This window comes from Pseudonocardia wallangbongensis (assembly GCF_054486945.1).
This window is the reverse complement of record NZ_JBRERS010000022.1, coordinates 29,294-54,046: the sequence shown is the minus strand read 5'-3', so window position 1 is coordinate 54,046 and position 24,753 is coordinate 29,294. Positions and strand designations below refer to the sequence as shown.

23 protein-coding genes and 1 tRNA gene are annotated in these 24,753 nt (G+C 72.7%); 7 read left to right on the top strand and 17 right to left on the bottom strand.

Features of this window, described 5'->3' with window-relative positions; translation table 11 throughout:
* Window position 1 precedes the first annotated feature (1 nt).
* The 4 genes from ACU436_RS40750 to rsmI all read right to left on the bottom strand — a co-directional run bounded on the left by ACU436_RS40750 (window position 2) and on the right by rsmI (window position 4,233).
* Window positions 2-604 carry a hypothetical protein gene (locus ACU436_RS40750; protein WP_459032512.1) on the bottom strand — a complete coding sequence of 201 codons (603 nt, stop codon included), beginning with the start codon at window positions 602-604 and terminating at the stop codon, window positions 2-4.
* Window positions 597-2,216, bottom strand: coding sequence for a vWA domain-containing protein (locus ACU436_RS40745; protein ID WP_459032511.1), 1,620 nt, complete (start codon window positions 2,214-2,216; stop codon window positions 597-599). Before ACU436_RS40745 ends, ACU436_RS40750 begins: the two co-directional genes overlap by 8 nt.
* Window positions 2,204-3,307: a hypothetical protein gene (locus tag ACU436_RS40740; RefSeq protein WP_459032510.1), complete on the bottom strand. Its 1,104-nt coding sequence runs from the start codon at window positions 3,305-3,307 to the stop codon at window positions 2,204-2,206. Before ACU436_RS40740 ends, ACU436_RS40745 begins: the two co-directional genes overlap by 13 nt.
* Before the next feature lie 74 nt (window positions 3,308-3,381).
* On the bottom strand, window positions 3,382-4,233 hold the full coding sequence (gene rsmI, locus ACU436_RS40735) for a 16S rRNA (cytidine(1402)-2'-O)-methyltransferase (RefSeq protein WP_459032509.1): 852 nt from the start codon (window positions 4,231-4,233) through the stop codon (window positions 3,382-3,384).
* A gap of 24 nt (window positions 4,234-4,257) precedes the next feature.
* Between rsmI and ACU436_RS40730 the strand changes: the two genes are divergently transcribed.
* Window positions 4,258-5,868 (top strand): dolichyl-phosphate-mannose--protein mannosyltransferase, encoded by a 1,611-nt coding sequence (locus ACU436_RS40730; RefSeq protein WP_459032508.1) that lies wholly within the window; start codon window positions 4,258-4,260, stop codon window positions 5,866-5,868.
* An 11-nt stretch (window positions 5,869-5,879) separates the two neighbouring features.
* Here the strand turns inward: ACU436_RS40730 and ACU436_RS40725 are convergent, their stop codons facing one another.
* Window positions 5,880-6,779 carry an EamA family transporter gene (locus ACU436_RS40725; RefSeq protein WP_459032507.1) on the bottom strand — a complete coding sequence of 300 codons (900 nt, stop codon included), beginning with the start codon at window positions 6,777-6,779 and terminating at the stop codon, window positions 5,880-5,882.
* A gap of 109 nt (window positions 6,780-6,888) precedes the next feature.
* Between ACU436_RS40725 and ACU436_RS40720 the strand changes: the two genes are divergently transcribed.
* Window positions 6,889-7,509, top strand: a complete 621-nt coding sequence (locus ACU436_RS40720; RefSeq protein ID WP_459032506.1) for a helix-turn-helix domain-containing protein — start codon at window positions 6,889-6,891, stop codon at window positions 7,507-7,509.
* Window positions 7,510-7,598: 89 nt separating this feature from the next.
* On the opposite strand, the gene ACU436_RS40715 is transcribed toward ACU436_RS40720, so the two are convergent.
* On the bottom strand, window positions 7,599-8,162 hold the full coding sequence (locus ACU436_RS40715) for a hypothetical protein (RefSeq protein ID WP_459032505.1): 564 nt from the start codon (window positions 8,160-8,162) through the stop codon (window positions 7,599-7,601).
* Window positions 8,163-8,214: 52 nt separating this feature from the next.
* Here ACU436_RS40715 and ACU436_RS40710 point away from each other — a divergent pair, with 52 nt between their 5' ends.
* Entirely contained in the window at window positions 8,215-8,853 is a 639-nt protein-coding gene (locus ACU436_RS40710) for a TetR family transcriptional regulator (protein ID WP_459032504.1), read from the top strand.
* A gap of 2 nt (window positions 8,854-8,855) precedes the next feature.
* Window positions 8,856-9,695 carry a class I SAM-dependent methyltransferase gene (locus tag ACU436_RS40705; protein ID WP_459032544.1) on the top strand — a complete coding sequence of 280 codons (840 nt, stop codon included), beginning with the start codon at window positions 8,856-8,858 and terminating at the stop codon, window positions 9,693-9,695.
* A 36-nt stretch (window positions 9,696-9,731) separates the two neighbouring features.
* Here ACU436_RS40705 and ACU436_RS40700 read toward each other — a convergent pair whose 3' ends face one another.
* Together ACU436_RS40700 and ACU436_RS40695 are read right to left on the bottom strand one after the other, a co-directional pair.
* Entirely contained in the window at window positions 9,732-10,148 is a 417-nt protein-coding gene (locus ACU436_RS40700; protein ID WP_459032503.1) for a PPOX class F420-dependent oxidoreductase, read from the bottom strand.
* Between the two features lie 34 nt (window positions 10,149-10,182).
* Complete coding sequence (locus ACU436_RS40695) at window positions 10,183-10,611, bottom strand: MarR family winged helix-turn-helix transcriptional regulator (protein ID WP_459032502.1); 429 nt, start codon at window positions 10,609-10,611, stop codon at window positions 10,183-10,185.
* Window positions 10,612-10,691: 80 nt separating this feature from the next.
* Here ACU436_RS40695 and ACU436_RS40690 point away from each other — a divergent pair, with 80 nt between their 5' ends.
* Window positions 10,692-11,531, top strand: coding sequence for an MBL fold metallo-hydrolase (locus ACU436_RS40690; RefSeq protein ID WP_459032501.1), 840 nt, complete (start codon window positions 10,692-10,694; stop codon window positions 11,529-11,531).
* A 10-nt stretch (window positions 11,532-11,541) separates the two neighbouring features.
* Here the strand turns inward: ACU436_RS40690 and ACU436_RS40685 are convergent, their stop codons facing one another.
* The 3 genes from ACU436_RS40685 to ACU436_RS40675 are packed head-to-tail and all read right to left on the bottom strand — an operon-like array spanning window position 11,542 to window position 15,688.
* Window positions 11,542-13,473 (bottom strand): right-handed parallel beta-helix repeat-containing protein, encoded by a 1,932-nt coding sequence (locus tag ACU436_RS40685; RefSeq protein ID WP_459032500.1) that lies wholly within the window; start codon window positions 13,471-13,473, stop codon window positions 11,542-11,544.
* Window positions 13,470-14,729 (bottom strand): glycosyltransferase, encoded by a 1,260-nt coding sequence (locus tag ACU436_RS40680; protein WP_459032499.1) that lies wholly within the window; start codon window positions 14,727-14,729, stop codon window positions 13,470-13,472. The genes ACU436_RS40685 and ACU436_RS40680 overlap by 4 nt, the downstream gene beginning before the upstream one ends.
* A complete protein-coding gene (locus ACU436_RS40675; RefSeq protein WP_459032498.1) occupies window positions 14,726-15,688 on the bottom strand; it encodes a 2-dehydropantoate 2-reductase N-terminal domain-containing protein in 963 nt (320 codons plus the stop codon). Before ACU436_RS40675 ends, ACU436_RS40680 begins: the two co-directional genes overlap by 4 nt.
* A gap of 300 nt (window positions 15,689-15,988) precedes the next feature.
* On the opposite strand from ACU436_RS40675, the gene ACU436_RS40670 reads away from it, so the two are divergent.
* Window positions 15,989-16,507, top strand: a complete 519-nt coding sequence (locus ACU436_RS40670; RefSeq protein ID WP_459032497.1) for a MarR family winged helix-turn-helix transcriptional regulator — start codon at window positions 15,989-15,991, stop codon at window positions 16,505-16,507.
* Window positions 16,508-16,992: 485 nt separating this feature from the next.
* Here the strand turns inward: ACU436_RS40670 and ACU436_RS40665 are convergent, their stop codons facing one another.
* Window positions 16,993-19,116, bottom strand: coding sequence for a molybdopterin-containing oxidoreductase family protein (locus ACU436_RS40665; protein ID WP_459032496.1), 2,124 nt, complete (start codon window positions 19,114-19,116; stop codon window positions 16,993-16,995).
* 138 nt (window positions 19,117-19,254) lie between these two features.
* On the opposite strand from ACU436_RS40665, the gene ACU436_RS40660 reads away from it, so the two are divergent.
* On the top strand, window positions 19,255-20,172 hold the full coding sequence (locus tag ACU436_RS40660) for an AraC-like ligand-binding domain-containing protein (RefSeq protein ID WP_459032495.1): 918 nt from the start codon (window positions 19,255-19,257) through the stop codon (window positions 20,170-20,172).
* Between the two features lie 492 nt (window positions 20,173-20,664).
* Here ACU436_RS40660 and ACU436_RS40655 read toward each other — a convergent pair.
* The 5 genes from ACU436_RS40655 to ACU436_RS40635 all read right to left on the bottom strand — a co-directional run bounded on the left by ACU436_RS40655 (window position 20,665) and on the right by ACU436_RS40635 (window position 24,744).
* Window positions 20,665-20,737, bottom strand: a tRNA-Ala gene (locus ACU436_RS40655).
* Window positions 20,738-20,779: 42 nt separating this feature from the next.
* On the bottom strand, window positions 20,780-21,775 hold the full coding sequence (sepX, locus tag ACU436_RS40650) for a divisome protein SepX/GlpR (protein ID WP_459032494.1): 996 nt from the start codon (window positions 21,773-21,775) through the stop codon (window positions 20,780-20,782).
* A 139-nt stretch (window positions 21,776-21,914) separates the two neighbouring features.
* Entirely contained in the window at window positions 21,915-22,595 is a 681-nt protein-coding gene (locus ACU436_RS40645) for a GNAT family N-acetyltransferase (RefSeq protein WP_459032493.1), read from the bottom strand.
* 9 nt (window positions 22,596-22,604) lie between these two features.
* Window positions 22,605-23,831, bottom strand: a complete 1,227-nt coding sequence (gene glp, locus ACU436_RS40640) for a molybdotransferase-like divisome protein Glp (RefSeq protein WP_459032492.1) — start codon at window positions 23,829-23,831, stop codon at window positions 22,605-22,607.
* Window positions 23,832-23,844: 13 nt separating this feature from the next.
* Window positions 23,845-24,744: a UTP--glucose-1-phosphate uridylyltransferase gene (locus tag ACU436_RS40635; RefSeq protein ID WP_459032491.1), complete on the bottom strand. Its 900-nt coding sequence runs from the start codon at window positions 24,742-24,744 to the stop codon at window positions 23,845-23,847.
* Window positions 24,745-24,753 lie beyond the last annotated feature (9 nt).

Below are 24,753 nucleotides of genomic sequence, written 5' to 3'. Positions count from 1 at the left end.
GCTACGGCCGCTCGTGCCGTTCCCGCATCTCCCGCGTCAGGTCCTCGGCTCGCCGCGCGTGGACGTCGGGGACCTGCGCGACGAGGCGGTCGACCCGCCCGGCCACCAGCTCCAACTGGGCCCGCAGCTCCCGGGCCGCCGGCTCCTCGGGGGTCGTGGGGGCGCGCCCGAGGTAGGTGTCCAGGCACTGGGGCAGCTCGACGCGCACGATCTCGGCGGCGTCGGCGAGGTGTTCGGGCGCCGCGATCCGGTCGGTCTCCCGGTCCGCCACCTGGTCGAGCCGGTCGAGCGCGAGCCGGACGGCGCCGACGATCCGGCCGATCTCCGCGGCCGTGCCCTCCGGGAGGGCACCGGACCGCCCCTGCACCCGGCGGAGGAGGGCGGCGGCCTCGGAGCGCAGCGCGTCGGTCAGGCGGGGCTCGGGCGGATCGGCAGGTGGGTCGGCCGGCCCGACGAGCGCGCCCACCCCGTACAGCCCGACGGCGACCACCGGCCACACGTCACCGACCACGCCCGCGAGGTGCAGCCCGGCGCCGGCCAGCGCTCCGGCCATCCCCGCGATGTTCTTCCGCGAGGTCAGGTAGCGGCGTACCCGGTCAGACATACCCGCGGATCTCCTTGAAGACCTCCGCGAGCGGCGCGGTGCGGGCGTCGAAGGTGCGGCCCCCGGTGAGCCGGGCGACCTCGTCCATCTCCTCGACGTTGCTCTCCCCGAAGAGCACGCAGAACACCGGCACGGCGGGCCGGGGCCCGACGGAGGCCCGGAACGACCCGAGGTCGGCCCCGGTGGTGTTCCCACCGTCGGTCATCAGCACGATCGAGGTGAAGCGGTCGGGATCGGCCGCTATCTGCTCCTGCGCGATCCGGTACGCCTCCCGCAGGCTGTCGTAGATCGCGGTGTCGCCGCCCGGCCGGAGGGCGGCACCGGCGTCGGCGATCCGCTGCCGGTCCGGGCCCGGGTCGTCCTCGGCCACCGTGAACGTCTCCGGCGGCGCCGGATGGGAGGAGAACGGCAGGAGCGTGACCTGCTCCCGGCCCCGGAACCGGCGGAACTGCCCGGTGAGCGACGCGTCGGCCCCCGCGAGCCCGGCGAGCGAGCGCCGCAGCGCCCCGATGCGCTCGTCCCCCTCCATGGAACCCGACGTGTCCAGCACGTAGATCGTGCGTGACGGACGGCGGAGCTTGTCGAAGTAGCTGGTGAGCAGGGCGTCGACGACGTCGGCCTGCGCCGGGAACGGCAGCTCGACGGCCGTGCCGGCCGGTGCGGGGAGGACGCCGGGCACCGCGGGCTGCCGGTGGGTGTGCTCCGCGATCGCGCGCTGGACGTCCGGTGTGCGCAGGTGCTCGACGAGCCTGCGGTACGCGTCCCGCGCCTCCGGCGAGGCGGAGGCGAGCACCGTGAACGGGTACTCGGCCGTGACGACGCCGTCGGCGGGCCGGATCAGCTCGAGCGGCTCGGGAAGCGTGCCGGTGGCGTTCATCTCCTGCAGCACGGACTCGTAGTTGATCAGACCGTCGACCGGCTCGCCGGGATCGGCGCCGGTGGCCCGGCGGACGAACGCCTCCTGCAGGAAACCCGATGACCCGGCGGAGAGGGTCTGGGCGGCGAAGAAGTCGCGCAGCGCGGGCACCGCCGACTCCGCCTGCTCCAGGGTGAGCGCCGACCCCGCACCGGCCAACGCCGTGGCCACGGCCACCACGGCCGAGAAGCCCGAGTTGGACGCGGACGGGTCGGTCATCCCGTAGGTGAACTGCCGCGTTCCGGCAGCGGCCGCGATCTCCGCCCAGGTGACCGGGCGGCCGGCCCAGCCGAGCCGCTCGGCCACCGACCGCCGCAGGCCGAGCACCACCGGCGAGGACATGATGTCGGTGGCCGTGCCGAGCCGGGCCTGGGCGCCGGGTTGGAGCGCGAGGTAGCGGTTCGAGGAGAACCAGATCGCGTCGTGGTCGGCCGCCGCGACGCCGGACGCCACGGCCTCGGCGCCGTCGAGCGTGCCGACCGGGTCGAGCTGGATCCGAACCCCGGTGGCGGCGCCCGCCTCGGCGAGGACCGGTTCGAGGTCGAGGAGCTCGCTGCCGGCGAGCACGCGCAGCGTCACCGGGGCGCCGGACGGCCCCACGTCCAGCGGGGCCGCGGTGCTCTCACCGCCACCGCATCCGGCCACGAGCGCGAGTACCGCGACGGCCGCGGCGGCGATCCGCCTCACGGGGCGCACCCGAGCAGCGTCAACATCCCCTCCAGGGTGTCGAAGGACGGCGGCTCCACCACGTCGACGAGCGCGGGTGGTTCCGGCAGCCCGCGGTCCCGGAACGCCGCCCCGAAGGCGCGGGGGTCGGTGGGCCGGAAGCCGTGCTCGGCGACGAGCGCGACGAGCTGCGGGTCGGTGGTCAGGAGCTCCCCGACACGGTCACCTGCCGGGGTGAGCGGCACGAGCGTGTGCCGGGAGAAGATCGTCGGGCTCGGGTAGAGCAGCCGGCCGTCGGCGGGCAGCACCGGGTCCGGCGAGAGCTCCTCGGCCAGGTACTGGGCCTCGTAGACCAGTGCCATGGGCACCCGGCCCATCCCGGCCGACAGGTAGTCCTCGAACAGCACCTCGGTGGTGGGCGGCAGGTAGCCCTGGTCGCGGAAGAGCGGCTGGACGGACGGCGTCACCTGCGCGGCGACCGTCCGGTCCGGGACCACCCCGTCGGCGTTCGCCACGTAGGAGGCGATGCCCAGGTACATGGCCGCGGAGTTGGACTGGCACGGCGCGGTGGTCGAGAGCAGCACGTCCTTGCGCGCCGGGAAGGCGGTGTTGCCCGGCAGCTGGTCCCACCGTGTGCCGGCGGCGGCGAGCTCCAGGTACCGCTGCACGTCCAAGGTGGTGCTGCCGGGCGCGACGACGCCGGCCTGCGTGAGCAGGTCGACGATCGGCGCGAACGTCGCCACCGCCATCGGGGAGGAGAACGGGGCGTACGTCCGCGCGGCCGGGTGCTGCGCGAGCAGCTTGTCGGCGGCGGGCGAGCTGGAGGGGAAGGCGAAGTCGTAGCCGTCGAGCCGCACGGTGGTGGCGATCTGGCGCGACCCGGCCGGGTCGACCCGCACCTCGAGGCCGTGGGCCAGGAAGGCCGCCCGCACCCGCTCGTCGGCGAAGAACTCGGCCTTCTCCGAACCGATCACCCCCGTGACGACGGTGGTGGCCGCCGGCTCCGGTTCCCGCCCGCCGACGTCGCGGAGCACCACGAACCCGATCACGCCCAGCAGCGCGAGCGCGAGCAACCAGCTGAGGACCCGCCTGCCGGAACGCCGGCCCGCCGGAGCGGTCATGCCGTGATCGTCACCCGTCGGGGTGAACGACCCGTGAACTCCAGGCCCCGACTTCGTGCCGCCGACAGTGCCGGTCAGGGACGGGTGGCCAGCGCGGCCGCGTAGAGCTCGCGCTTCCGGACGCCGGTGGCCTCGGCGACGGCGGCGACGGCGTCCTTCAGGCGCTCGCCGTCGGCCACCCGCTCCTGCACCGCGTCCACCAGGGACTCGACGGCGGGCACCTCGGCGGGCGCCGCCCCGGCCAGCACCACCGTGATCTCGCCGCGCACCGGTCCCTCGGCCGCCCACTGCGCGAGCCCTTCCAGCGGCCCGCGCAGCACCTCCTCGTGCACCTTGGTCAGCTCCCGGCACACCGCCGCCGCGCGGTCACGACCCAGCACGTCGACGGCGGCGGCGAGGGTGTCGGCGAGCCGGTGCGGGGACTCGAAGAACACCACCGCCCGGCGCTCGGCAACGAGGCCGGCCAGCCAGCGCCGCCGCTCGCCGTCGCGGCGCGGGGCGAAGCCCTCGAAGCAGAACCGCTCGGCCGGCAGTCCGGACAGCACGAGCGCCGTGGTCACGGCCGACGGCCCGGGCAGGCACGTGACCGGCAGGCCCGCCTCGGCGGCCGCGGCGACCAGCCGGTAGCCCGGGTCGGACACGGCCGGCATCCCGGCGTCGGTCACGACGAGCACGGTCCGGCCGGACCGGACGTCGTCGAGCAGGCGGGGCAGCCGGGCCGCCTCGACCGCGTCGTAGTGGCTGATCACGCGCCCGGCGACCGGCACGCCGAGCGCGGCCGCGAGGGACCGCAGCCGCCGCGTGTCCTCCGCGGCGACGACGTCCGCCTCGGCCATCGCCTCGCGCAACCGTTGGGAGGCGTCGCGGGCATCGCCGAGCGGGGTGGCGGCGAGCACGAGGCGACCGGGACCAGAGCCAGTGGACACGGGCCACAGCCTACGATCGGGCCCGTGGTCAGCCGGGCGGTCGAGGGGGTGGGCACCCGGCAGGCCTCGGGTGAGCGGCCCGTCGGCGGCGTCCGGCCGCTGGGCACGAGCCCGGAGGTGCCCCCGCGCCCGCTCGACCCCACCGCGGTGCTCGGGCCCCCGCCGCCCACGGACCGGCTGCGCGGCTGGATCGTCACGGTCTCCCTCACGCTGGTCGCGGGCGTGGTGCGCTTCACCGGCCTCGGCTACCCCACCGACGGCGGCACCCCGGTGTTCGACGAGAAGCACTACGTGCCGCAGGCCTGGCAGATGCTGCGCAACGGCGGGGTGGAGGACAACCCGGGCTACGAGCTGGTGGTGCACCCGCCGCTGGGCAAGCAGCTCATCGCGCTGGGCGAGTACCTGTTCGGCTACGACGGGTTCGGGTGGCGGGCTGCGTCCGCGCTGGCCGGTGTGCTCACCGTGCTGCTGGTCATCCGGGTCGCGCGCCGGCTCACCGGTTCGACGCTGCTGGGCGGGATCGCCGGGATCCTGCTGATCTGCGACGGGCTCTCGCACGTGCAGTCGCGCATGGGGATGCTGGACAGCTTCTCGGCGTTCTTCGTGCTCGCCGCGTTCGCCGCCCTGCTCTGCGACCGCGCCGACGTGCGGGCCCGCATGGCGCTGGTACTCACCGATGGCCGCATCCACGACACCCCGTTCGGGCCGAGGCTGGGCGTGCGGTGGTGGCGGCTGCTGGCCGGTGCGTTGCTGGGCTGGGGGTGCGCGGTCAAGTGGTCCGGGTCGTACTGGGTGGCCGGCTTCGCCTTGCTGGTGATGCTCTTCGACGTCGATGCCCGCCGTGCCGCGGGGGTGCTCAGGCCGTGGGTCGGCACGCTGCGCCGTGACCTCGGGCCCGCGTTGTGGGCGCTGGCCGTCATCCCGGTGCTGGCCTACCTGTCGGCGTGGTGGGGGTGGTTCCGCAGCGAGACCGGCACCGACCGCTACGCCGTGGGCGTCGACGTGGGCACCGGCGGCCCGTGGTCGTTCCTGCCCGACGCGGTGCGCTCGCTGTGGTACTACAGCGGCAAGGTGCTGGAGTTCCACGAGGGGCTCACCACCCAGGCCAGCGGGGTGCACCCGTGGGAGTCCAAGCCGTGGACGTGGCCGATGGGCCTGCGCCCGATGCTCTACTACTACGCGTCGGGCGACCGGGTGAGCGGCTGCGGGCGCAGCGACTGCATCAGTGCGGTGATGCTCATCGGCACGCCGGCGCTGTGGTGGCCCGCGGTGATCGTGCTGGGCTTCGCCCTGTGGCGGATGCTCACCCGCTACGACTGGCGCTACGCCGCGGTGCTGCTGGCGTACGCGGCCGGCATCCTGCCGTGGTTCGCGAACATGGCCCGCCAGATGTACTACTTCTACATGGCGCCGCTGGCGCCGTTCCTGGTGCTGGCCACGGTGCTGGCGATGGGTGTGGTGCTCGGACCGGCAGGCGCCGGGCCGGAACGCCGCCGGACCGGCCTGCTCGTCGTCGGGCTCTGGACCGGTCTGGTCGTCGCCAACTTCGTCTGGCTGTGGCCCATCCTGATGGGCCTGCCCATCACGCCGCAGATGTGGGACTCGCAGCTGTGGCTGCCGTCCTGGCGCCAGTAGCGCGCGGGACACTAGGCAGCGGCCAGCAGGGCGCTCGCCGTCAGTGCGAGCGCAGCGCTCAGCAACTGGGTGCGGGTGAGGCGCTCGCCGAGCACCACTCGGGCCAGCAGCACGACCACCACGGGGTAGAGCGACACCACCACCGCGCTGATCCCCAGATCGCCCAGGCGCGTGGCCGCGAGGAACAGCACGTTCGCGAGCGTGTCGAACACACCGCTCGCCACCATCAGCGCCAGGGTGCGCGCGCCGGGACGGGCTTCTCGCCCCGTCCTCACGGGACCCTCGCCCGTGACGGGCGCGAGGCGCGCGGCGCGGCTGCGGGTGGGCAGCGGCAGGTGGTGCCGGAGGACGAGACCGGTGAGCAGCGCCACCGAGGCGACTCGCCCGGCGAGCAGCGGCCACAGCCCCGAGTCGGCGGGAGCGGCGTCCACCGCGACGAAGAACATGCCGAAACCCACGCCGGCGGCGAGGCCCAGCAGCACGCCGGTGCTGGCGGCCCGGTCGTTCCGGGTGCCGGTGGTCGCCAGCAGGATGGCCAGGAGTGCGACCCCCACGGCGAACACCGCGATCGGCCCGAGCCGCTCACCACCCATCAGCCCGACGGCGAGCGGGAGGCCGGCGCTGATCACCGCCGACACCGGCGCGACCACGCCCATCGGCCCGACGGCGAGGGCGTGCAGGTACAGCAGCAGGCCGCCGGCCCCGGCGATCCCGGCGAGCACCCCGAAGCCGAACGCGGCCGCGGACGGTCGGCCCGCGACGAGGCCGATCACGAGCAGCAGGCTCAGCAGCCCTGCGGCCTGCGCGACAACCGTGACGACGAGCACCGGCGCCCGTCGCGCCGCCATCCCGCCGGAGAAGTCGGCGATGCCGTACGTGACGGCGGCGGGCAGGGCGAACGGAACGGACATCGAACCTCGGTTCAACAAAACAGACTCGACAGGGCAACAGAGTTGACGCTAGCCGAGGGGAGCGCCGGAGTACAACGAACTATTCCCCGAGGTACGGCAAACTGTCCGCATGCAGTCCCCCGAGGACGTCGCCACGGCCGTCGGCCGCAACGTGCGCGCCCTGCGCCAGCAGCGGCGGATGACCATCGACGCGCTCGCCGCCGCGGCCGGCGTCAGCCGCGGCACCGTGATCCAGATCGAGACCGCGCGCGGCAACCCGAGCATCTCCACCCTCGTCTCGCTGGCCGTCGCGTTGCGCGTCGGAGTCGCGTCGCTCGTGGACGGCGACGCCGAGCCGCGGGTCGTGATCCGCCGGGCCGCCGAGGCGGCCACCCTGTGGAGCAGCGCGGCCGGGAGCAACGCCGTGTTCCGGATCGGCACCGACCCGCCGGACGTCGTCGAACTGTGGGACTGGACGCTGCAACCCGGGGACGGCTTCGACGGCGAGGCGCACCCGATGGGCACCCAGGAGGTGCTGTCGGTCCTGTCCGGCCGCCTGGGCCTGCGCGTCGGCGCCACCGAGCAACACCTCGACACGGGCGACACGGTGCTGTTCCAGGCCCACGCCCCGCACCGCTACTCCGGCATCGGCGACGGACCCGTCCGGTTCGTCATGGTGGTGCTGCAGCCCGGCGACGCCGGCCTCGTGCCCCCGACGAGCATCGCCGAGGCCGAGCTCCCCCTCCCCTGACCCCGACTCGCCCGCACTCACACCCCGACTCGCGGGAGGTGGAAGCCCCACGCCCCGCGAGTCGCGCTCTCGGTGCACGCGAGTCGGGGTCAGCAGGTGTCGGGGCGCAGGGTGCGGTAGACCGGGTCGACGTCGAGGGTGCCGGCCTCGACCTCGGAGCGGTAGACGCACGGGCCCGTGTGCACCTCGACGGTGTCGGCGTCGACGAACCGGACGTCGGATGGCGGGGGTCCGGCCTCGACGCCCTGGTAGATGACGGTCTCCTGTTCGAACGCTCCGCTCCCGGAACGCACCACGACGGCGTAGACGGGCCGGGTGGCCGGGACCGTCGCCTCCACGACGACGAGCCGCCGCCCGCCGTCCTCCACCTCGGACACCGTGCGGTTCTCGACCGTCACCAGGGAGGCGAGCACCACGAGCCCCACCCAGCCGAGCGCCGCGACCCCGCCCAGCGTCAGCACGATCACCCGCAGTACGCCGCGCGTGAGTACGGCGAACATCCCGGCGACGAGCAGGACGGCGAGCAGCACCGCGGACGCGGTGAACCAGCGGATGTGGCGCAGGTGGAACGGGTCGGCGATCGCCACCCCGGCCAGCACGACGACGATCACGGCGCAGGCCGCCAGGACGAGGGCACCACGCAGTCTCCGCACGCCGGGCATCCTGCCTTGACTCGTAACTGAACGAGTGCTTAACATACTGAACATGAGTTCAGCCCAGGACGCGGACCTCACCGCGAAGGCGCGCATCAGGGGCGCCGCGATCGCCGCGTTCGTCCGCGACGACTTCCGGAATGCGAACGTGCGCGCCATCGCGGCCGCGGCCGGCGTGAGCGTCGGGCTGGTCTTCCACCACTTCGGCAACAAGGACGGCCTGCGCACCGCCTGCGACGAGCACGTGCTGCGGGTGCTGACGGCCCGGGCGGCTTCCGCGGGCACCCCGGACCTGCTCGGCGAGTACCTGTCGGACCCCGGCGAGTACCGGCTGCTCGTGCAGTACATGGCCCGCGCGGTCCAGGACGACGCACCGGCCGCCGGCACGTTCGTGGAACGGCTCGTCGCGGAGTCCGAGGCGATCTTCCGCGCCGGCGCGGCGGACGGCACGATGCGCCCGTCCTCCGACCCGCGCGCGCTGGGCGTGCTGAGCGTTCTGATCAGCCTGTCCGTGCTGACCATGCCCCGGCCGCTCGCGCGGGCGCTCGGCCACGAGGACTTCGGTCCGGAGGTGCTGCGCCGAATGACCGTGCCGACCCTGGAGCTCTTCACGCGCGGGCTCTACACCGACGACACCGTCCTGAAGGCGGCCGAAGCCGCCTGGGCGGACGCAGACAGGACCGAACCGTGAGCATGACGCTGCCGACGTTCACGCCGGCGCAGGAGAGCCTGTTCCTCACGCTGAGCGGCCGCGCTCTCGACAGCCGGCTGCCGCGCCCCTTCCTCGGCGACCCGATGGCCGCCGAGATCCTCCGGAAGACGGGCTACGACCCCGCGAAGTTCCCCACGATGCGCAGCAAGCTCCTCGAGCCGAGGATGAAGGTCTTCGACATCGCGGTGCGCGCGAAGCGGCTCGACGAGGCGGTCCGGCAGTTCGTCATCCGCCACCCCGAGGCCGTCGTGCTGGACCTGGGCGCCGGATTGGACAACCGGATCTTCCGCATCGACCCGCCGTCGACGGTGGCCTGGTACGACATCGACTTCCCCGAGGTGATCGCCCTCCGGGAGCAGGTCGTGCCCCGGCACCCGAACGCGCGCAGCATCGGCGCCGATGTCACCGACCTCCGGTGGCTGGACGACGTGCCCGCCGATCGACCGGGCGTGGTCGTGCACGACGGCCTGATCGCCTTCCTCCCCCAGAACGGCTTCGTCTCGCTCCTCGACCGGCTCGTCGGTCATCTCCCCGGCGGGGAACTGGCGTTCAACGCCTACACGAAGGTCGCGATCTGGGCCCTCCTGCACCTGCGCAGCCTCGCGACCATCGGCAGCGACGTGGTCAACCCCGGCTTCAACGACCCCCGCGAGCCCGAACGCTGGGTACCCGGCCTGACGCTCGCCGAGGAGATCTTCCTGTCCAGGGCGCCGGAGGTCGCCGCGATGCCGCTGAGCGGGAGGCTGGCCAGCCGGATGATCGCGGGCAGCGACTGGTCGTCGCGGATGGGCGGCACCACGGTGCTCCGCTACCGCTTCTGACCATGTGGCCATCAGCACGATCTGGCGACGCTCCCCCTACGCGACGTCGCGGTTGTACTGGACCTGCCCGTGGTCGAGGTGCCAGCTGCGGATGCGCCGCGGGTGGATGCGGATCACCTCGTTGCTGAACCAGCTGCCGCCGTACGAGGGCGGGGCGTGGTCGGTGAGCAGTTCGGCGTCACCGCGGATCTCGATGCCGCGCCCCCAGCCGGGCTTGACCGCATCGGGCTCGTCCGGCGTCATGTCGTCCACGACGAACGACACGGCGGGGTTCGTCGCGATGTTGCGCCACTTCTGGCTCCTGCTCAGCGCCGGGCCGCCGATGTCGAGGGTGCCGTCGTCGTTCAGCGAGAAGCCGAGGGCCGTCAGCTGAGGGCCGTTCGGTCCGATGGTGGCGAGCCGGCCGAGCCCCTGGCTCCGCAGGTATGCCAGCTCGTAGTCCGTGAAGGTCATGACCGTGATCGTCATACCTGAACCGAGGTCGAGGTCAAGGCCGCTGGACGATCGCCCGCTGCAGCAGGTCACGAAGCACGCCCTGCTCCTCCGCCGTCAGGGCGGCGAGGGGTGACTCCTGGCCGAGCAGCTCCAGGAGCCGGTCCCGGAGAGCCGCGCCGTCGGCGGTGAGGACCAGCCGCTTGGCCCGGCGGTCGGTCGGGTGCGGACAGCGTTCGAGCACCCCCTGGCTCTCGAGCCGGTCGACCACGACGGTGGCGTTCGACGGCTCGCAGTCCATGCGGTCGGCCAGCTCGCTCATGGTCATCGGGCCGGTCAGCTCGCGCAGCGCCGTGGCCTGCGCGGCGGTGAGCCCCACCTTGACCGCGCGCTCGCGCACGTGCGCGCCGATCTGGCTCGCGAGCCCGTTCACGAGCCCGCAGATCTCCCGCTCGGCGGCCGCCGGCCGGTCCGCCATCGACATGGGTACAGCCTAGCAACGGTCCATCAAGTCATGATATTTATGACTTGAACCTTCCAAGTCATATGCAGATGGGGTGGGACATGGACGAGCGGCTCCGGCGAGCCTCGGGCATCCGGTCGCTGACGGTCGGCGACACGACGCTGAGCTACGTGCCCGACGGCGCGGTCCAGCTCTCGCCGCGGGGCTGGCTGCCGGACACCACCGACGAGGTCTGGGCGACGCACCGCGAGTACCTCGACGACTCGGGCAACCTCGTGGCCGGGATCGGCGGGTTGCTGGTGGAACGCGGCGACCGGGCACTGCTGATCGACGCGGGCTTCGGCCCGCGTGCGGCCCCGGCACAGCCGGGCGACGTGCACGGCGACATCCACGGTGGCGCGCTGCCGGAGAACCTGGCCGAGCTCGGCCGCACCCCCGCCGACATCGAGGCCGTCGCGATCACCCACCTGCACGGCGACCACATCGGCTGGGCCCGGGAGTTCACCCGAGGCTGCGTGATCTCAGAACCCGAGTGGGCCCAGCGCCACCTCGCCGAGGAGCAGGGCACCTCCGGCGAGACCCTCGATGCGCTGCGCCCCGCGGTGCGCACCGCGTCCGACGGCGAGGAGATCTTCCCCGGGGTCCGGGTCATGTTCACCCCCGGCCACACGGCGGGGCACGCGGCCTATGTGATCACCGCAGGCGAGCACCGGGTGATCGCGTTCGGCGACGCGTTCCACTCCCCGCTCCAGATGGAGCACCCGGAGTGGTGGGCCGCGGTCGACCACGACCGCCGCCGGTCCACGCACTTCCGCCGTGCCCTCGTCGACGAGCTGAGCAGGCCCCGCACGATCGGGTTCGGCATCCACTTCGCCGACGTCGTGTTCGGCCGCATCCACCCGGGCGTCGACGGGCCTGCCTGGAGGCCCGTCGACGACTGAACGGCCCGGCTCAGCCCGCCATCCGCAGCGTCGGCCCCCGGCGCCGCGACTGCCCGCCGGACCGCCGCTGCCGGAAGCTGTGGACCTCCTCCAGCACGACCGCCAGCAGGATCAACGGCAGACCGATCACGCTGATCACGTTCAGCGGCGGCAGGCTCAGATCGTTGATGCCCGCCAGGTCGACCTCACCGCGCACCGACTCGAGCGCGTGCACCTCGGAGTCGGTGAGGAGGAACGGGCTTCCGGCAGCCGTGTTGACCCCGATGTCGTGCGTGTCGATCGTGACGCCGGTGGCCCGGACCAGCTCAGGCGAGCTCGAACGGATTCCCGCCTCGGCGGAGCCGATCGTCGTGTCGATGATCGTGGTTGCGGCCTCGGCGTCGATGCCGGTGGTGCCGCCCGTGATCGTGCCGCCGACGATCCGGGTGCCCTCGCCGGCGCTGCGGACGGCGGTGGCCTCGACGTCGTCGGCCACCAGCCCGGTGATGACGATGCCGGCGGTACCCGGCTTGGCGACGACACCGTCGCGCCCGCCCGCGACGGTCAGGTCGGTGAGCGCCGCGTCGTGCGCACCGCGTTCGATCCGCACGCCGGTGCTCGCGTCGCGGATCTGGACGCCGTCGAGGCTGGTCTGCTTACCTCCGATGGAGACACCGGCCACCTGCGCACCCTCGAAGGTCGAGTCGGTGACGTGGAAACCGGTGGTGCTCTTCTCGACCGACACCCCCCAGCGGCCGGCGGAGGTGCGGACGCGGTCGAGCGTGATCCCGCTGCTGCTCACGTGGGAGAACACGCCGACCCGCTGGTCGGTCGCCGTGAAGTCGGTGACGACGACGTCGCGGCTGCCGCTGATCTCCAGCCCGCCGTCCTGGTCGCCGACGGTGCTGACGGCGGTGACGCGGGCCCCGGCCTGCTTCTTCACCGCGAGACCGAACCCGCCGTTGCCCGACGTGGCGATCCCGGTGATCGGGCGATCCGAGTTCTGGCCGGTGACCAGGACGCCGTCGCCGCCGTTGCGTTCGGCGCGGATCCCGCTCAGCGTCGTGGCCCGGTCGCCGGACAGGACGAGGCCGTCCCCGCCCGACTCGGTGACGGCGACGTCGGTGAGCCGCACGCCCGCCGAGCGTTGCAGCTCCAGCCCGGTGCTGCCGCCGCGCAGCACGGAGGCGCGGGTCAGGAACCCGGTGCTGCCGGAGTTGAACACCACGGCGGGACGGCCGTCGTCCTCGCCGACGGGCGGGGCACCGAGGTCGGTGACGGTGATGTCGGTCCCCTCCAGCCTGCCGCCGGAGGAAGCAACGATGTACGGGCGGCCCACGGCGTCGGCCGGCAGGGGCTGCCCGGTGGCCGGGTCGACGGAGGTGACGGTGACGCCGGTGAGCGTGAGCGCGCCGCCTCCGGTGTGGATGGACGCGGCGTCGGCGGGGCCGGCACCGCCGGCCAGCCGCAGGGTGTGCACGTCGCTGCCGGCGACGTCGAGGGTCGTACCCCGGGTCAGTACGACGGTGGCGGTCAGGGTCGCCACGCCGTCGTCGATGGTCACCCAGCTCTCCGGCAGGTAGCGGTCGAGCTCGGCCAGGCTGACCGCGGTGCCACCGAACACGAGGTGGTTGCTCACCCGACCGTCGACGACCACGTCGAGGGACGTGGTGCGCACCGTCACCATGCGGCTCGGGCGGCCGCGCGACACCCATGACGCCGGGCCGTCCGCCCGGGACGTCACCGACGCGGGCGGCGGCTGGGGTGCCTCCTCGTCGGGGAAGGGCTCCTCGCGGGGATCCGGCCGGTCCGGGAGCATCGCCTGTGCAGCGGGCTCTGCCGAGCCGGCGATCGGCTCGGTGAACTGCGATGCCGTGGCGACACCGGCCGCCAGGCTGATCCCGACGGCCAGCGTGAGCGTGGCGACGTACCTGGAGCGCCTGCCCGCTCGGGCGATGCTCATGCCGGAACCCTCATTCGATCGGCGTTCTGCTCGGGGATGTCGGGGATCAGGACGGCGACGTCCGGCAGGGCGCCGGACCCGGTCCGGACGACCTGGCCGTTCTCGACGGCGACCTGGCGGGTGCCCCAGCGCTGCCTGCGCAGGGTGACCAGGGCGTAGATCTTGATGAAGGCCATCACCCAGGAGACGGCGACATAGCCGAGCACGAGGAAGAACGACGAGGGGCGCCTGCGGATGTGCGGCTGGAGCTTGGCGGCACGGCTGAGCTGCCACCAGGCGAGCAGCACCACGCAGAAGATCCAGTTCCCGTGGAGGAGGGACAGGACGAAGAAGGTGGGGCCCAGCAGCAGCGTGAAGCCGGACAACCCCTTGTCGATCATCGTGTAGGCGAGGAAGGGGTGCCGCCAGACCCACCGCTTCGAGAGGGCGCGCAGGTCGGAGCGCCAGGTGTTGCGGGCCCACCGCAACCGCTGGCGGAAGAACACCCTCCAGCGGGTCGGGAAGGTCGACCAGACCTCGGCCGTGCGCTGCATGTACGTGCGGTAGCCGCGCTCCAGGGTGAGGGTCGTGAGCCGCTTGTCGTCGCCGGACAGGCACGGCACGCCCCAGAAGGTCTCCGCCATGAACTCGTCCTCGATCGCGAGGAGGACGTCGCGGCGGTACACCGCCGTCCGCCCGGACAGGCACGACACGGCCCGGCCGAGCCGGGACTGGGCGGCGTTCTCGTCGAAGTAGCGGTGGTCGAGGAACATGTCGGTGATCCGGGTGAGGAACCCGGTGCTCCCGTAGACGGACTGGCGGGTGCCCACGCCGCCGATGCGCGGGTCGGCGAACGGCTTCGCCACCTCGGCGGCGACGTCCTCGGCCCAGATCGTGTCCGAGTCGACGAGGGCGACGAGCTCGGTGCGCGCAGCCCGCCAACCGCGCCGGAGCGCGTCGCGCTTGCCCGGGACATCCGTGACGATCACCTCGACGGGGTACCGCGCAGCGACGTCCTGGCACCTGGTGTCGGAGACGTCCACGACGAGGATGACCTGGTCGGTGCGGTTGGCGAGCCACGACTCGATCGCAGTCGCCAGGATCTCGGGGTCCTCCTGGTACACCGGCACGACGATCGCCAGCGATGCGCGGTGGTCGCCCGCGATCGGCTCGTACATCACGGCGGGGATCCGGCGGATCAGCCAGGCCCCCCACCGGATCAGCCCGAGCACTCCCAGCGGGGTGCCGAGCACGTAGTAGAACAGCGGCAGGCTCATGCAGGTTCGCTCACGGCTTCCTGTTGGGCTCCGCGCGCGGCCGCACGCAGCTCCCCGTGGGTGGCGGCGAGGTCGGTGATGTCGGCCTCGTGGTCGACGATCTCGGCGAGCCGGTCGTTGACCTCGACCACGGCCGACAGCAGCGGCATCTCCACCCCGACGGTGTCGGCGAAGCCCAGGAAGCCCTGGGTGTCCTTCGGTAGGCAGACCCCGCCGTAGGGGGCGCCGCCGCGGATGCCGTACTCGGGGTTGATGGAGCCTTCGGCCGAGCGGGCGACGGTGGCGGCGATCGGGTCGAGGTCCAGGCCGAGCTTCTGGGCCACCAGCCACATCTCGTTCCAGAAGCTGATCTTGGTGGCGTTGAAGATGTTGTGCGCGGCCTTGACGAACTCGGCCTCGGCCGGGTTGCTGAAGGTGCGCAGCTCACCCCCGAACGGCGAGAGCAGGTCGCGCAGCCGCTCCACGTTCTGCGGGTCGCGGCTGGCGATGATCGTCATCCACGGGTTGGCGAAGTCCTCGGCGGCGGACACCGCGCGCAGGAACTCCGGGTTGGACGCGAGCCCGAAGCCCTGGTTGGCGACCATCCCGGAGTTCTCCTCGAGGGCGGTCCTGACCAGGCCCTCGGTGGTGCCGGGCGGCACTGTGGAGCGCACCACGACGGTGTGCCGGGCGGCGGAGGCGGCCAGCGCCTTGCCCACCGAAGCGGTGCCGGCGGAGAAGGCCGACAGGTCGTAGCGGTGCCCCTCGTGCGGCGTGGGCAGGGTCAGGAAGATGAACGAGTCGGGCTCACCGGACAGGTCGATCTCGGTCCGCACGTCGAGCCCGCGGGCGGCCAACTCGGCCACCCGCGGCTCCGAGACGTCGATGAACGTCACCTTGTGGCCGGCAGCGAGGAAGCCCTCCCCCGTCGCAGCGCCGACCACACCCGAACCGACGATGAAGATCCGCGAAGACTCCACAGGACACCTCTCACATGCTTGTAGGCCGGCCCGTGGGGGAGCCGGTCAAGAAACTGAAGCTCCAGTCAGCTGGAGCTAAGGGCCGCAACACTGCAGGCCGCAGGCATGGCTGAATCAGGGCAGCGCGGAGCTACCCGATGACGTGCATGAGATGAGTCCCCCGCGCGTTCACTTCAACCATGTAGCTTCAACGCTGAAGTAAAGCTAGCGGTTACGCGATCTTGGGATCAAGCCGGGTGTGCGGTCAGTCACTTCAACCATGAAGTAAAATCCCACCCCCATCGGGCTACACTCCGCCGCGTGGAGACCACGCAGCAGTCGGCCTGGCTGTCCGAGGACGAGCTGCCGACCTGGCTCGCGCTGGTCGGCGTTCTGATCAAGCTCCCGGCGGCGCTCGACGAGCAGTTGCAACGGGACGCCGGGATGAACCACTTCGAGTACTGGGCGCTCATCGGCCTGTCCATGCACGAGGGCCGCTCCATGCGGATGAGCGAGCTGGCGGTGCTCACCAACGGATCACTGTCACGGCTGTCCCAGGTGATCTCCCGGCTCGAGAAGCGCGGCTACGTCCGCCGCGAGTCCGACCCCACCGACGGTCGCTGCACCCTGGCGATCCTCACCGAAGAGGGACTGCACAAGCTGCACGACACCTCTCCCGGGCACGCGGAGGCGGTGCGGCGGCTCGTGTTCGATCCGCTGACCAAGGCGCAGGCGCGCCAGCTCCGCGAGATCCTCCACCGCATCATCCGGACGATCGTCCCGGATCTCCCGGAGGGGGAACCGGACGTCGGCGCCCTCCGCGCGAAGGTCGGCTGCTAGACGGCTGATTCCTTTTGGATCTTCGTCGCCCGGGGGAGTGGTGCGAGAGGACGATTGCGCGCAAGACCGTTGGGCCGTCCTCCTCAGGGCCTCCTGGCGGCGCCACGCAGTGTGCGGGGCCGCCCCTCACAGCTCAAGGGCGCCTTCGGCGTCGCTACGCGATCGCTGCGCGACCCTTGACCTGCGAGCCTCTACGGCCCCTACGGCAGGCCCCATCGGGCAGGCCAGGGCCTGCCCGATGGGGCGCGCGGCGCCGCCAGGAGGTGGTCCCACCGGGGTGGGGTCGGGGCCGGGCCGGCTGTTGCAGCGATCAAGGGCAAAGGGCTGCTCAGCAGGGGTGATCAAGGGGAAACGGTCGCTCCCGGAGATCATTTGGCTACCATTTCGCCTTGATCGGCGAGCCGGTGCGCGTGCTCCTCCCTGCAACGCCCCCGTCAAGCGCTCCTTGATCGCCTACGACCACTGAGAAACCAGGAATCAACCGTCTAGACCGACTCGACCTCCACCCGCGTGTCGGAGAACGTGGGTGCGTTCCCGAGGTCGGCGAAGACGAACGGGTTGACCGCGTTCACGGTGGACCCGTCCTTCGCGTTCTTCGCCCACGCCCCCATCGGTGACATCACCACGCCGCAGGCGATCTCGTCCGACACCCTGGCCACCGCGACGAACTGGCCGCGGTCGTTGAACACCCGCACGTACCGGCCGTCGGCGATCCCGCGCTCGGCGGCGTCCTGCGGGTGGATCGTCACGGTCTGCTCGCCCTGCACGCGCCGCTGTGCGGGCTGGTCACCCGCGCTGGAGTTGAGGTACGCGTGCGACTTCGGCGAGATCAGGTTGAGCCGGTAGGCGGTGTCGGCGGGCTCGCGCGGCGGGATGTAGTGCGGGAGCGGGTCGACCACGCCGCCCGGCTGGAACTCGTTCGAACCCTGGCGGAACAGCGGGACCACGAAGTTGCCCGCCTCCGCGGCCACCGACGAGGCGAACTCCGTCTTGCCCGACGGCGTCGGGAACCCGCCCTCGGCGTGCGGGGCGTACTCGTCGGCAGAGGGGAGGTTCAACCGTGCCCAGCCGGTGCTGCGCAGCGACTCGAGGGTGATGCCCGACAACGCCGGGGCCGACCAGTCGAACGACTCGGCGAGCATCTCCTCGTCGGTGCGGGTGAAACACGCCTCCGTGAAACCCATCCGGGCGGCGAGCCGCCGGAACAGCTCCGTGTTGGACACCGCCTCACCGAGCGGGGCGACCGCCGGGGTGTTCAGGGAGACGTAGAGGTGGCCCCAGCTGAACATGATGTCGTGCTGTTCGAGCTGCGTGGTCGCCGGCAGCACGATGTCGGCGTAGCGGGCGGTGTCGGTCAGGAAGTGGTCGCTGACCACCGTGAACAGGTCCTCGCGGGCCAGCCCGGCGGCCAGCTTCCCCTGCTCGGGGCAGACCACCATCGGGTTGGAGTTGTAGACCATGAGCGCCGTGATCGGCGGGTCGAGCGCCATCTCGCCGGTGAGGGCGCGCCCCAGCAGGTACTGGTTGACCACCCGGGTGCCCGGCGTCTGGAGCTCGGGGTGCATCTGGGCACCCCAGTTCACCGGGAACGCCCACATCGGCAGTTGCAGCAGTCCGCCGCCGACCCGCCGCCACGCCCCGACGAGCGCCGGCAGGCACGCGATCGATCGCACGGTCTGGCCGCCGCCGGCGTGCCGCTCGATCGCCACCCCGATCCGGATCATCGACGGTTCCGTGGTCGCGTACTCGCGGGCGAGGGTGCGGATGTCCTCAGCGGGGATCCCGGTCTCGGTCGCCGCCCACTCCGGCGTGTACTGCCGCACCCGCTCCGCGAGTTCGGCGTACCCGACGGTGTGGTCGCGGACGTACGCCTCGTCGGTGAGCCCCTCCGAGATGATCACGTTCATCATGGCGAGCGCGAGCGCCCCGTCGGTGCCCGGCCGGATCGGGATGTACCAGTCGGCGCGCTTCGCCGTCCGGTGCCGCACCGGGTCGATCACGACGACCTTGGCGCCCCGCCGCTGCGCCTCGGCGACCACGGGCCACAGGTGCAGGTTGGTGGACACCATGTTGCAGGCCCAGATGATGATGTAGCGGGAGTGCACGAGGCTCTCCGGGTCGACGCCGGCGGTGGCACCGATCGTCATCGTGTAGGCCGTGCAGGACCCGGAGTCGCAGTAGGTGCGCTCGGAGATCGTCGCCCCGAGCTTGTTGAAGAACGGGTCGCCGACGTTGAGCCCGTTGAGCACGCCTTCCGTGCCGAGGTAGCTGACCGGCATCACGGTCTCCGGTCCGTGCTCGGCGATGGCCGACCGGAACCGCGCCACGATCTCGTCCAGCGCGTCGTCCCACGAGATGGGCTCGAACCGCCCGCTGCCCTTGGGGCCGGTGCGCCGCATCGGGTGCAGCAGCCGGTCCGGGCTGTACACCTTGTCGACGTAGTTGTTGACCTTGACGCAGAGCCCGCCGCGGGTGAACGGGTGGTCGGGGTCGCCGCGCAGGGCGACCGCGCGCCCGTCCGAGACCGTCACCAGCATCGCGCAGGTGTCCGGGCAGTCGTGCGGGCACGCCGCCCGCACGACGACGGCGTCATCCGTGGTGGTGGTCATCGGCGGATTGTTCGCCGCCGCGCGGGCCCCGCCTTGTCGCTGCGCGACAACCGTGTTGACGCTCAGTGCCGGTGTTGACGCTGGCGGCGGCGGTCCTTAACGTCGGTTCACCGATCCGCCGAACCGTGCGAGCCGCCGATGGGATCCGCGACTGGCCTGCCTGCGTGGCGTGACCTCGTCCGGGAGCACTTCGTCGCGCTCGACATCGCCGCCGACCCCGTCGACCGGTTCGCCGGCGTGGTGCGCAGCACGGCGCTGGGTCATCTGAAGGTCGCGTCGGTCGACTCCACCCCTCAGGGCTGCTGGCGCACCCCCGGGCTCGCGCGTGACGGCGACACGTACCTGCAGGTCGGAATGGTGACCAGGGGCGAGGCCGTGCTGTGCCAGGACGGCCGGGAGGCGGCGCTGCGCCCCGGCGACTTCGCGATCTACGAGACCGACCGCCCGTTCTTCTGGGGTTTCCGGGACGACTGGCAGCTCTACGTCTTCACCTGGCCGCGGGCGACCATCGGGCTGGGCCCGGCCGACTCGCGGCGGCTGACGGCGCGCACGCTGTCCGGTGACAGCGGGCTGGGCGCCATCGTCGGCCGCATGCTGCACGACCTCGTCACCGCGCCACCGGTGCTGAGCACGGCCGGGAGCACCCGGCTCGCGGACGAGGTCGGCGAGCTCGTGGTCACGGTGGCGACCGAACGGGTCCGGCCCGACCCGCCCGACGCGCCGGCGGCCGATCTGCTGCGCGCGATCGACGCGTACATCGCGGCGCACCTCGGCGACCCCGGCCTCGGCCCGGACGCGATCGCCCGCGCGCACTTCGTGTCGACGCGACAGCTGCACCGGCTCTTCGCGCAGCAGGGCACCACCGTGACCCAGCGGATCCGCACCCACCGCCTGGAGCGGTGCCGCCGCGAGCTACTGGACCCGCGCTCCGCGACCTCGATCACCGGGATCTCGCGGCGCTGGGGCTTCCCGGACCTCCCGACGTTCAGCCGAGCCTTCCGCACCGCCTACGGCGAGCCCCCGAGCGCCTACCGCCGCGCGGCCCGCAGCGCGTAGCAGCGCCCCACGCCAGCATGGTGGCCATACTGCCGCGTTACGCCAGTAAAGCCACCTTCCTGTCACCCCAGGCGGGGCACCCGCGCGTGCGTGGCAGCACCCACGTCCACCGCGGCCACCAACGAACGACACCAACGACGAAGGCGACGAACGAACGAGGCCAACGAAGGCGACGGACCGAAGGCGACAAAGACCACGGACCGGAGACGACGAACGCGACGGACCGAGGCGACCAACGAGGCCACCAACGAGGCCACCGACGAAGGCCACCGACGAAGGCCACCAACGAAGGCGACCAACGAAGGCCACCGACGAAGGCGACCGACGAAGGCGACAAAGACCACGGTCCGGAGACGACGAACGCGACGGGCCCGGAGCCGATGGGGGTCCGGGGGCGAAGCCCCCGGCTGGGGGTGTGGGGGGCTGGGCCCCCCACAGAAACGCGACCCCCGAAAAGGCGAGCGCACCCCGCGAGCATGCGTCGCCAGAGGGTGGAGCTGAGGGGAATCGAACCCCTGACCTACTCGATGCGAACGAGTCGCGCTACCAACTGCGCCACAGCCCCATGCCCGCTTGGAAGGCGGACGGGATGGACCTTAGCAGGCGGTCACTCGCCGGCCGCACGGCGGTATCCCGGGCGGGCGGGGCCTTCGAGGTCGTAGAGCTCGGGGTCGTCCTCGTCGGCCTGGACGAGGGAGGTGCCGGCGGGCAGGGCGGGCGGCGGGGCCGGGCGCAGGCGTGGGAGGGCGGGCTCGGGGTCGACGGGTTCGGGTTCGTGGTCGGCGTCGTCGCGCTGGCGGCGGGGCGCGCGCTCGGGTTCGTCGTCGTGGATGTCGTCGCCGGTGTCGTCGTAGTCGTCGTAGTCGTCGTAGTTGTCGTCGTAGTGCTCGTCGGCCTCGTCCCCGGTGTCCGGGTAGCGGTCGCGGCGGGTGAGGTCGCGGCCGCGGCGGGCCCACATGTCGAGCTCGGGGTCGTCGGCGGCGGCGGTGCGGCGGGTGCCGGCCATGCGGGCGGCCCGGCGTTCGCGGATTGCCTCCTCGAGGCGCACCTGCCGTCGCAGGTAGACGAGGTAGCCGACGAGTGCGAGGTCGACGGCGGCGTGTGCCCACCACATCCCGGTGACGGCGACGGCGGCGATCACGCCGGTGACGACCGCCGTGATCAGCATGGCGAGCACGACCCGTTGCCGGAACGCGTAGCGGGTGCGGGCGGCGAACGCGGCCGCTTCCGGGTCGAATCCGCCGCGGCCCGGGCGGTAGCGGGGCATCGGCCGTTCCCAGCGGCCGTCGTCGCGGTCGACGGCGGCGTGGGTGAAGAGGTCGTCGCGGTCGTCGGCGTCGTCCTCGAGGGCGTCGTCGTTGGCGTCGTCGTCGGCGTCGTCCTCGATTTCCTCGACGCGTCCCGTCTCGTCCATCTCGTCCACCTCCCGTTCGCGGCCCGTGGCCGGACCCGGCCCCGGACCCCGGCGCGGCCGGTCGAGCACGCGCCCGGACAGGGCGGCGACGCTCGGTCGTGCCACTTCCTGCCGGCGCCGCGCGACGGCGGGGACAAGGATCAGCAGCCAGAGCACGACCAGGCTCGCGAAGATCATCGAGCTCGGCACAGCTGCCTCCTACCCCTCCCCCGCGGCGCAGTCCGGAGCGACCCGGTTTTCCCCGGCCAAGATCGCTCCCGCGGGTCCACGGTAGTGAGGACTGCCGGGTGAAAGCGGCAACGACGCGCCGACGCGCCGAGGTTCACCCCTACGCCGGTGCGGTGTGGACGCGTTCTGCGCGGCCGGCCGCCACGAGCCGGCCGGTCAGCCCGCCGGGGCGGATCTCGTCGGAGGTGAGCGCGAAGCAGGCGTGGTCGCGCCATTCGCCGTCGACGTCGAGGTAGCGGCGGAACAGCCCTTCCTCGCGGAACCCGAGCTTCTCCAGGACACGGAGGCTGGCGGCGTTCTCCGGGCGGACGGTCGCCTCCACGCGGTGCAGGCCGACGCGGCTGAAGCAGTGGTCCACGACGAGCGCGACGGCCGCGGTGATCACACCACCGCCCGCGACCGACGAGTCCACCCAGTAGCCGACGTAGGCGGAGAGCAGCGGTTCGCGTACGACGTTGCCGACCATGATGTGCCCGACGAACCGGTCGCCCAGCAGCACGGCGAACGGGAGGGCCGTACCGCGCCGCCCGGCCCCGCGCAGCTGCAGCCAGCGGGCCGGCCACTCGCCCGGCGCGTGCCGCTCGGCCCAGCTCCCGGGCATCGTCGGCTCCCACGGCGCGAGGTGGTGCTCGTCGCGGATGCGGATCGCGGACCACACCCCGCCGTCACGCAGCCGGACGGGGCGCAGCGCCACCACACCCGCTCGGACGCGCAGCGGGCCGAGCCGGGTGGGCCAGCCGGGATGGCGGGCGGATGTCCGTCCGGGGTACGCGTGCGCCATCCCCGCCCCTCAGAGGGGCGCGGGGAGGAACGCCACGGTGACTTGTTCGTCCACGGTGGCCTCGGTGAGGTCCTCGGGGAGGACGATCAGGCCGTTGGCCTCACCGATGGATGACAGCAGGTGGGTGCCGGAGGTGCCGAGCGGCTGCACGAGGTACTCGCCGCTGGCCTGTTCCCGCAGCAGCCTGCCGCGCAGGTACCCGCGCCGGCCCTTCATCGAGATGACGGGTGAGGTGAGCCTCGCTGTGATCATGCGCCGGTACGGGTCGGTGCGGCCGAGGGCGAGGCGCACGAGGGGGCGCACGAGCACCTCGAACAGCAGCAGCGCGGTGGCCGGGTACGTCGGGAACAGGAAGGTCGGCACGGCGTCGGGCCCGAGGCGACCGAACGCCTGGGTGGAGCCGGGATGCATGGCGACGCGGGTGGTGTCGAGGTCGCCGAGCCCGACGAGCGCGGACTGCACCTCGGCGCCCGCGACTCCCCCGACCGCACCGCAGACCACGACGATGTCGCTGAACGGGAGCCGGTCCTGCATCGCGGCGCACACCTCGCGCGCGTCGCCGCGGACGAGCCCGGCCCTGGCCGTCTCGGCCCCCGCCTCCCGCGCTGCGGCGGTGAGGGCGTGCGAGCAGACGTCGGCGATCTGCCCGGCGCCGGGGGCGCGGGCCAGTTCCACGAGCTCGTCGCCCACCGAGATCACCGAGACGCGGGGCTTCGGGTGCACGAGCACCTTGTCCCGGCCGGCCGCGGCGAGCATCGCCACCTGGGCCGCGCCGATCACGGTGTCGCGGTGCACGGCGACGTCGCCCGGCTGCACGTCCTCACCGATCCGGCGGACGAAGGCCGCCGAGGGCACGCCCTGGTGGACGTCGAGGCGGGCGGTGCCGGCGTCGGTGTTCGCGACCGGGACGACGGCGTCGGCGAGCGTCGGCAGGGGGGCGCCCGCCGCGACCCGGACCACCTGGCCGGGCTGCAACCGCAGCGGCTGGCGGGATCCCGCCGGGATCTCACCGACGACGGGCAGGGACGCCGGCTCGCTCACCGACGCGCCCGCGAGGTCGACGCTGCGCACCGCGTAGCCGTCGATCGCCGCCTGGTCGAAACCTGGGAGCGGCCGTGAGGAGACGACCTCCTCGGCGCAACGCAGCCCGTGGGCGTCGGAGATCGCGACCCGCACCGGCGCGGGGCGCACCGCGGTGGCGAGGATCCGATCGAGCTGCTCGTCGACCGTGCGCATCGGGAGCACCTGGTCAGCTCTCCAGGCGGGCGGCCAGCCAGGCACGCAGGTCGGGGCCGATCTCCGGGTCGTCGAGCGCGAAGTCGACGTAGGCGCGCGCGTAGCCGGCAGGGTTGCCGAGGTCGTGGCGGTGGCCGCGGTGCACGACGACGTGCACGGGGTGTCCCTCGCTGATCAGCAGTGCGACGGCGTCGGTGAGCTGCAGCTCGCCGCCCGCGCCCGGCTCGATCCGGTCGATCGCGTCGAAGACCGCGCGGTCGAGCAGGTAGCGCCCGGCCGCGGCGAACGTGGACGGCGCCTGGTCCGGCGCGGGCTTCTCGACCATGCCGTGCACCCGCTTGACGTCCGCGTCGTCGGTGTCCTCGACCTCGAAGACGCCGTATGCCGCGATCTGCTCGCGCGGCACGTCGAACGCGCACAGCACGCTGCCGCCGTAGCGTTCGCGGGCATCCGCCATCTTGGCGAGTACGCCGCTCGGCAGCACCAGGTCGTCGGGCAGGAGCACGGCGAAAGCCTGCTCGTCGGGACCGAGCGCGTCCCGCGCGCATCCGACGGCGTGACCGAGGCCCCGCGGCTCGTCCTGGGTGACGGTGCGCACCGCGATCAGCTCGTGGGCGCGCCGCACCTTCCCGACCAACTCCTCCTTGCCCCGGGCGGCGAGTTCCTTCTCCAACTCGGAGGAATCGGCGAAGTACGCGGCCACCGCGTCCTTCCCGGGCGAACTGACGATCAGCAACTGCTCGGCGCCCGCCTCCCGCGCCTCGGCTGCCACGAGTTCGATTCCCGGCGTGTCGATGACCGGAAGCAGTTCTTTCGGCACGGCCTTGGTGGTCGGCAGAAAGCGGGTGCCCAGGCCTGCGGCCGGAACCACCGCGGAGCGGAACGGCGACTTCCCAGGCACGACTTCACTCATGGTCGGCGA

What these genes read in the sequence shown, in the direction of transcription:
- ACU436_RS40695 (WP_459032502.1), bottom strand. Translation starts at nt 10,611, where the DNA reads ATGTCGATGGCGGACCGGCCGGCGGCCGCCGAGCGGGAGATCTGCGGG.
- ACU436_RS40740 (WP_459032510.1), bottom strand. Translation starts at nt 3,307, where the DNA reads ATGACCGCTCCGGCGGGCCGGCGTTCCGGCAGGCGGGTCCTCAGCTGG.
- ACU436_RS40705 (WP_459032544.1), top strand. Translation starts at nt 8,856, where the DNA reads ATGACGCTGCCGACGTTCACGCCGGCGCAGGAGAGCCTGTTCCTCACG.
- ACU436_RS40680 (WP_459032499.1), bottom strand. Translation starts at nt 14,729, where the DNA reads ATGAGCCTGCCGCTGTTCTACTACGTGCTCGGCACCCCGCTGGGAGTG.
- ACU436_RS40645 (WP_459032493.1), bottom strand. Translation starts at nt 22,595, where the DNA reads ATGGCGCACGCGTACCCCGGACGGACATCCGCCCGCCATCCCGGCTGG.
- ACU436_RS40725 (WP_459032507.1), bottom strand. Translation starts at nt 6,779, where the DNA reads ATGTCCGTTCCGTTCGCCCTGCCCGCCGCCGTCACGTACGGCATCGCC.
- ACU436_RS40700 (WP_459032503.1), bottom strand. Translation starts at nt 10,148, where the DNA reads ATGACCTTCACGGACTACGAGCTGGCATACCTGCGGAGCCAGGGGCTC.
- ACU436_RS40685 (WP_459032500.1), bottom strand. Translation starts at nt 13,473, where the DNA reads ATGAGCATCGCCCGAGCGGGCAGGCGCTCCAGGTACGTCGCCACGCTC.
- ACU436_RS40750 (WP_459032512.1), bottom strand. Translation starts at nt 604, where the DNA reads ATGTCTGACCGGGTACGCCGCTACCTGACCTCGCGGAAGAACATCGCG.
- ACU436_RS40710 (WP_459032504.1), top strand. Translation starts at nt 8,215, where the DNA reads ATGAGTTCAGCCCAGGACGCGGACCTCACCGCGAAGGCGCGCATCAGG.
- ACU436_RS40690 (WP_459032501.1), top strand. Translation starts at nt 10,692, where the DNA reads ATGGACGAGCGGCTCCGGCGAGCCTCGGGCATCCGGTCGCTGACGGTC.
- ACU436_RS40635 (WP_459032491.1), bottom strand. Translation starts at nt 24,744, where the DNA reads ATGAGTGAAGTCGTGCCTGGGAAGTCGCCGTTCCGCTCCGCGGTGGTT.
- glp (WP_459032492.1), bottom strand. Translation starts at nt 23,831, where the DNA reads ATGCGCACGGTCGACGAGCAGCTCGATCGGATCCTCGCCACCGCGGTG.
- ACU436_RS40665 (WP_459032496.1), bottom strand. Translation starts at nt 19,116, where the DNA reads ATGACCACCACCACGGATGACGCCGTCGTCGTGCGGGCGGCGTGCCCG.
- ACU436_RS40720 (WP_459032506.1), top strand. Translation starts at nt 6,889, where the DNA reads ATGCAGTCCCCCGAGGACGTCGCCACGGCCGTCGGCCGCAACGTGCGC.
- ACU436_RS40660 (WP_459032495.1), top strand. Translation starts at nt 19,255, where the DNA reads ATGGGATCCGCGACTGGCCTGCCTGCGTGGCGTGACCTCGTCCGGGAG.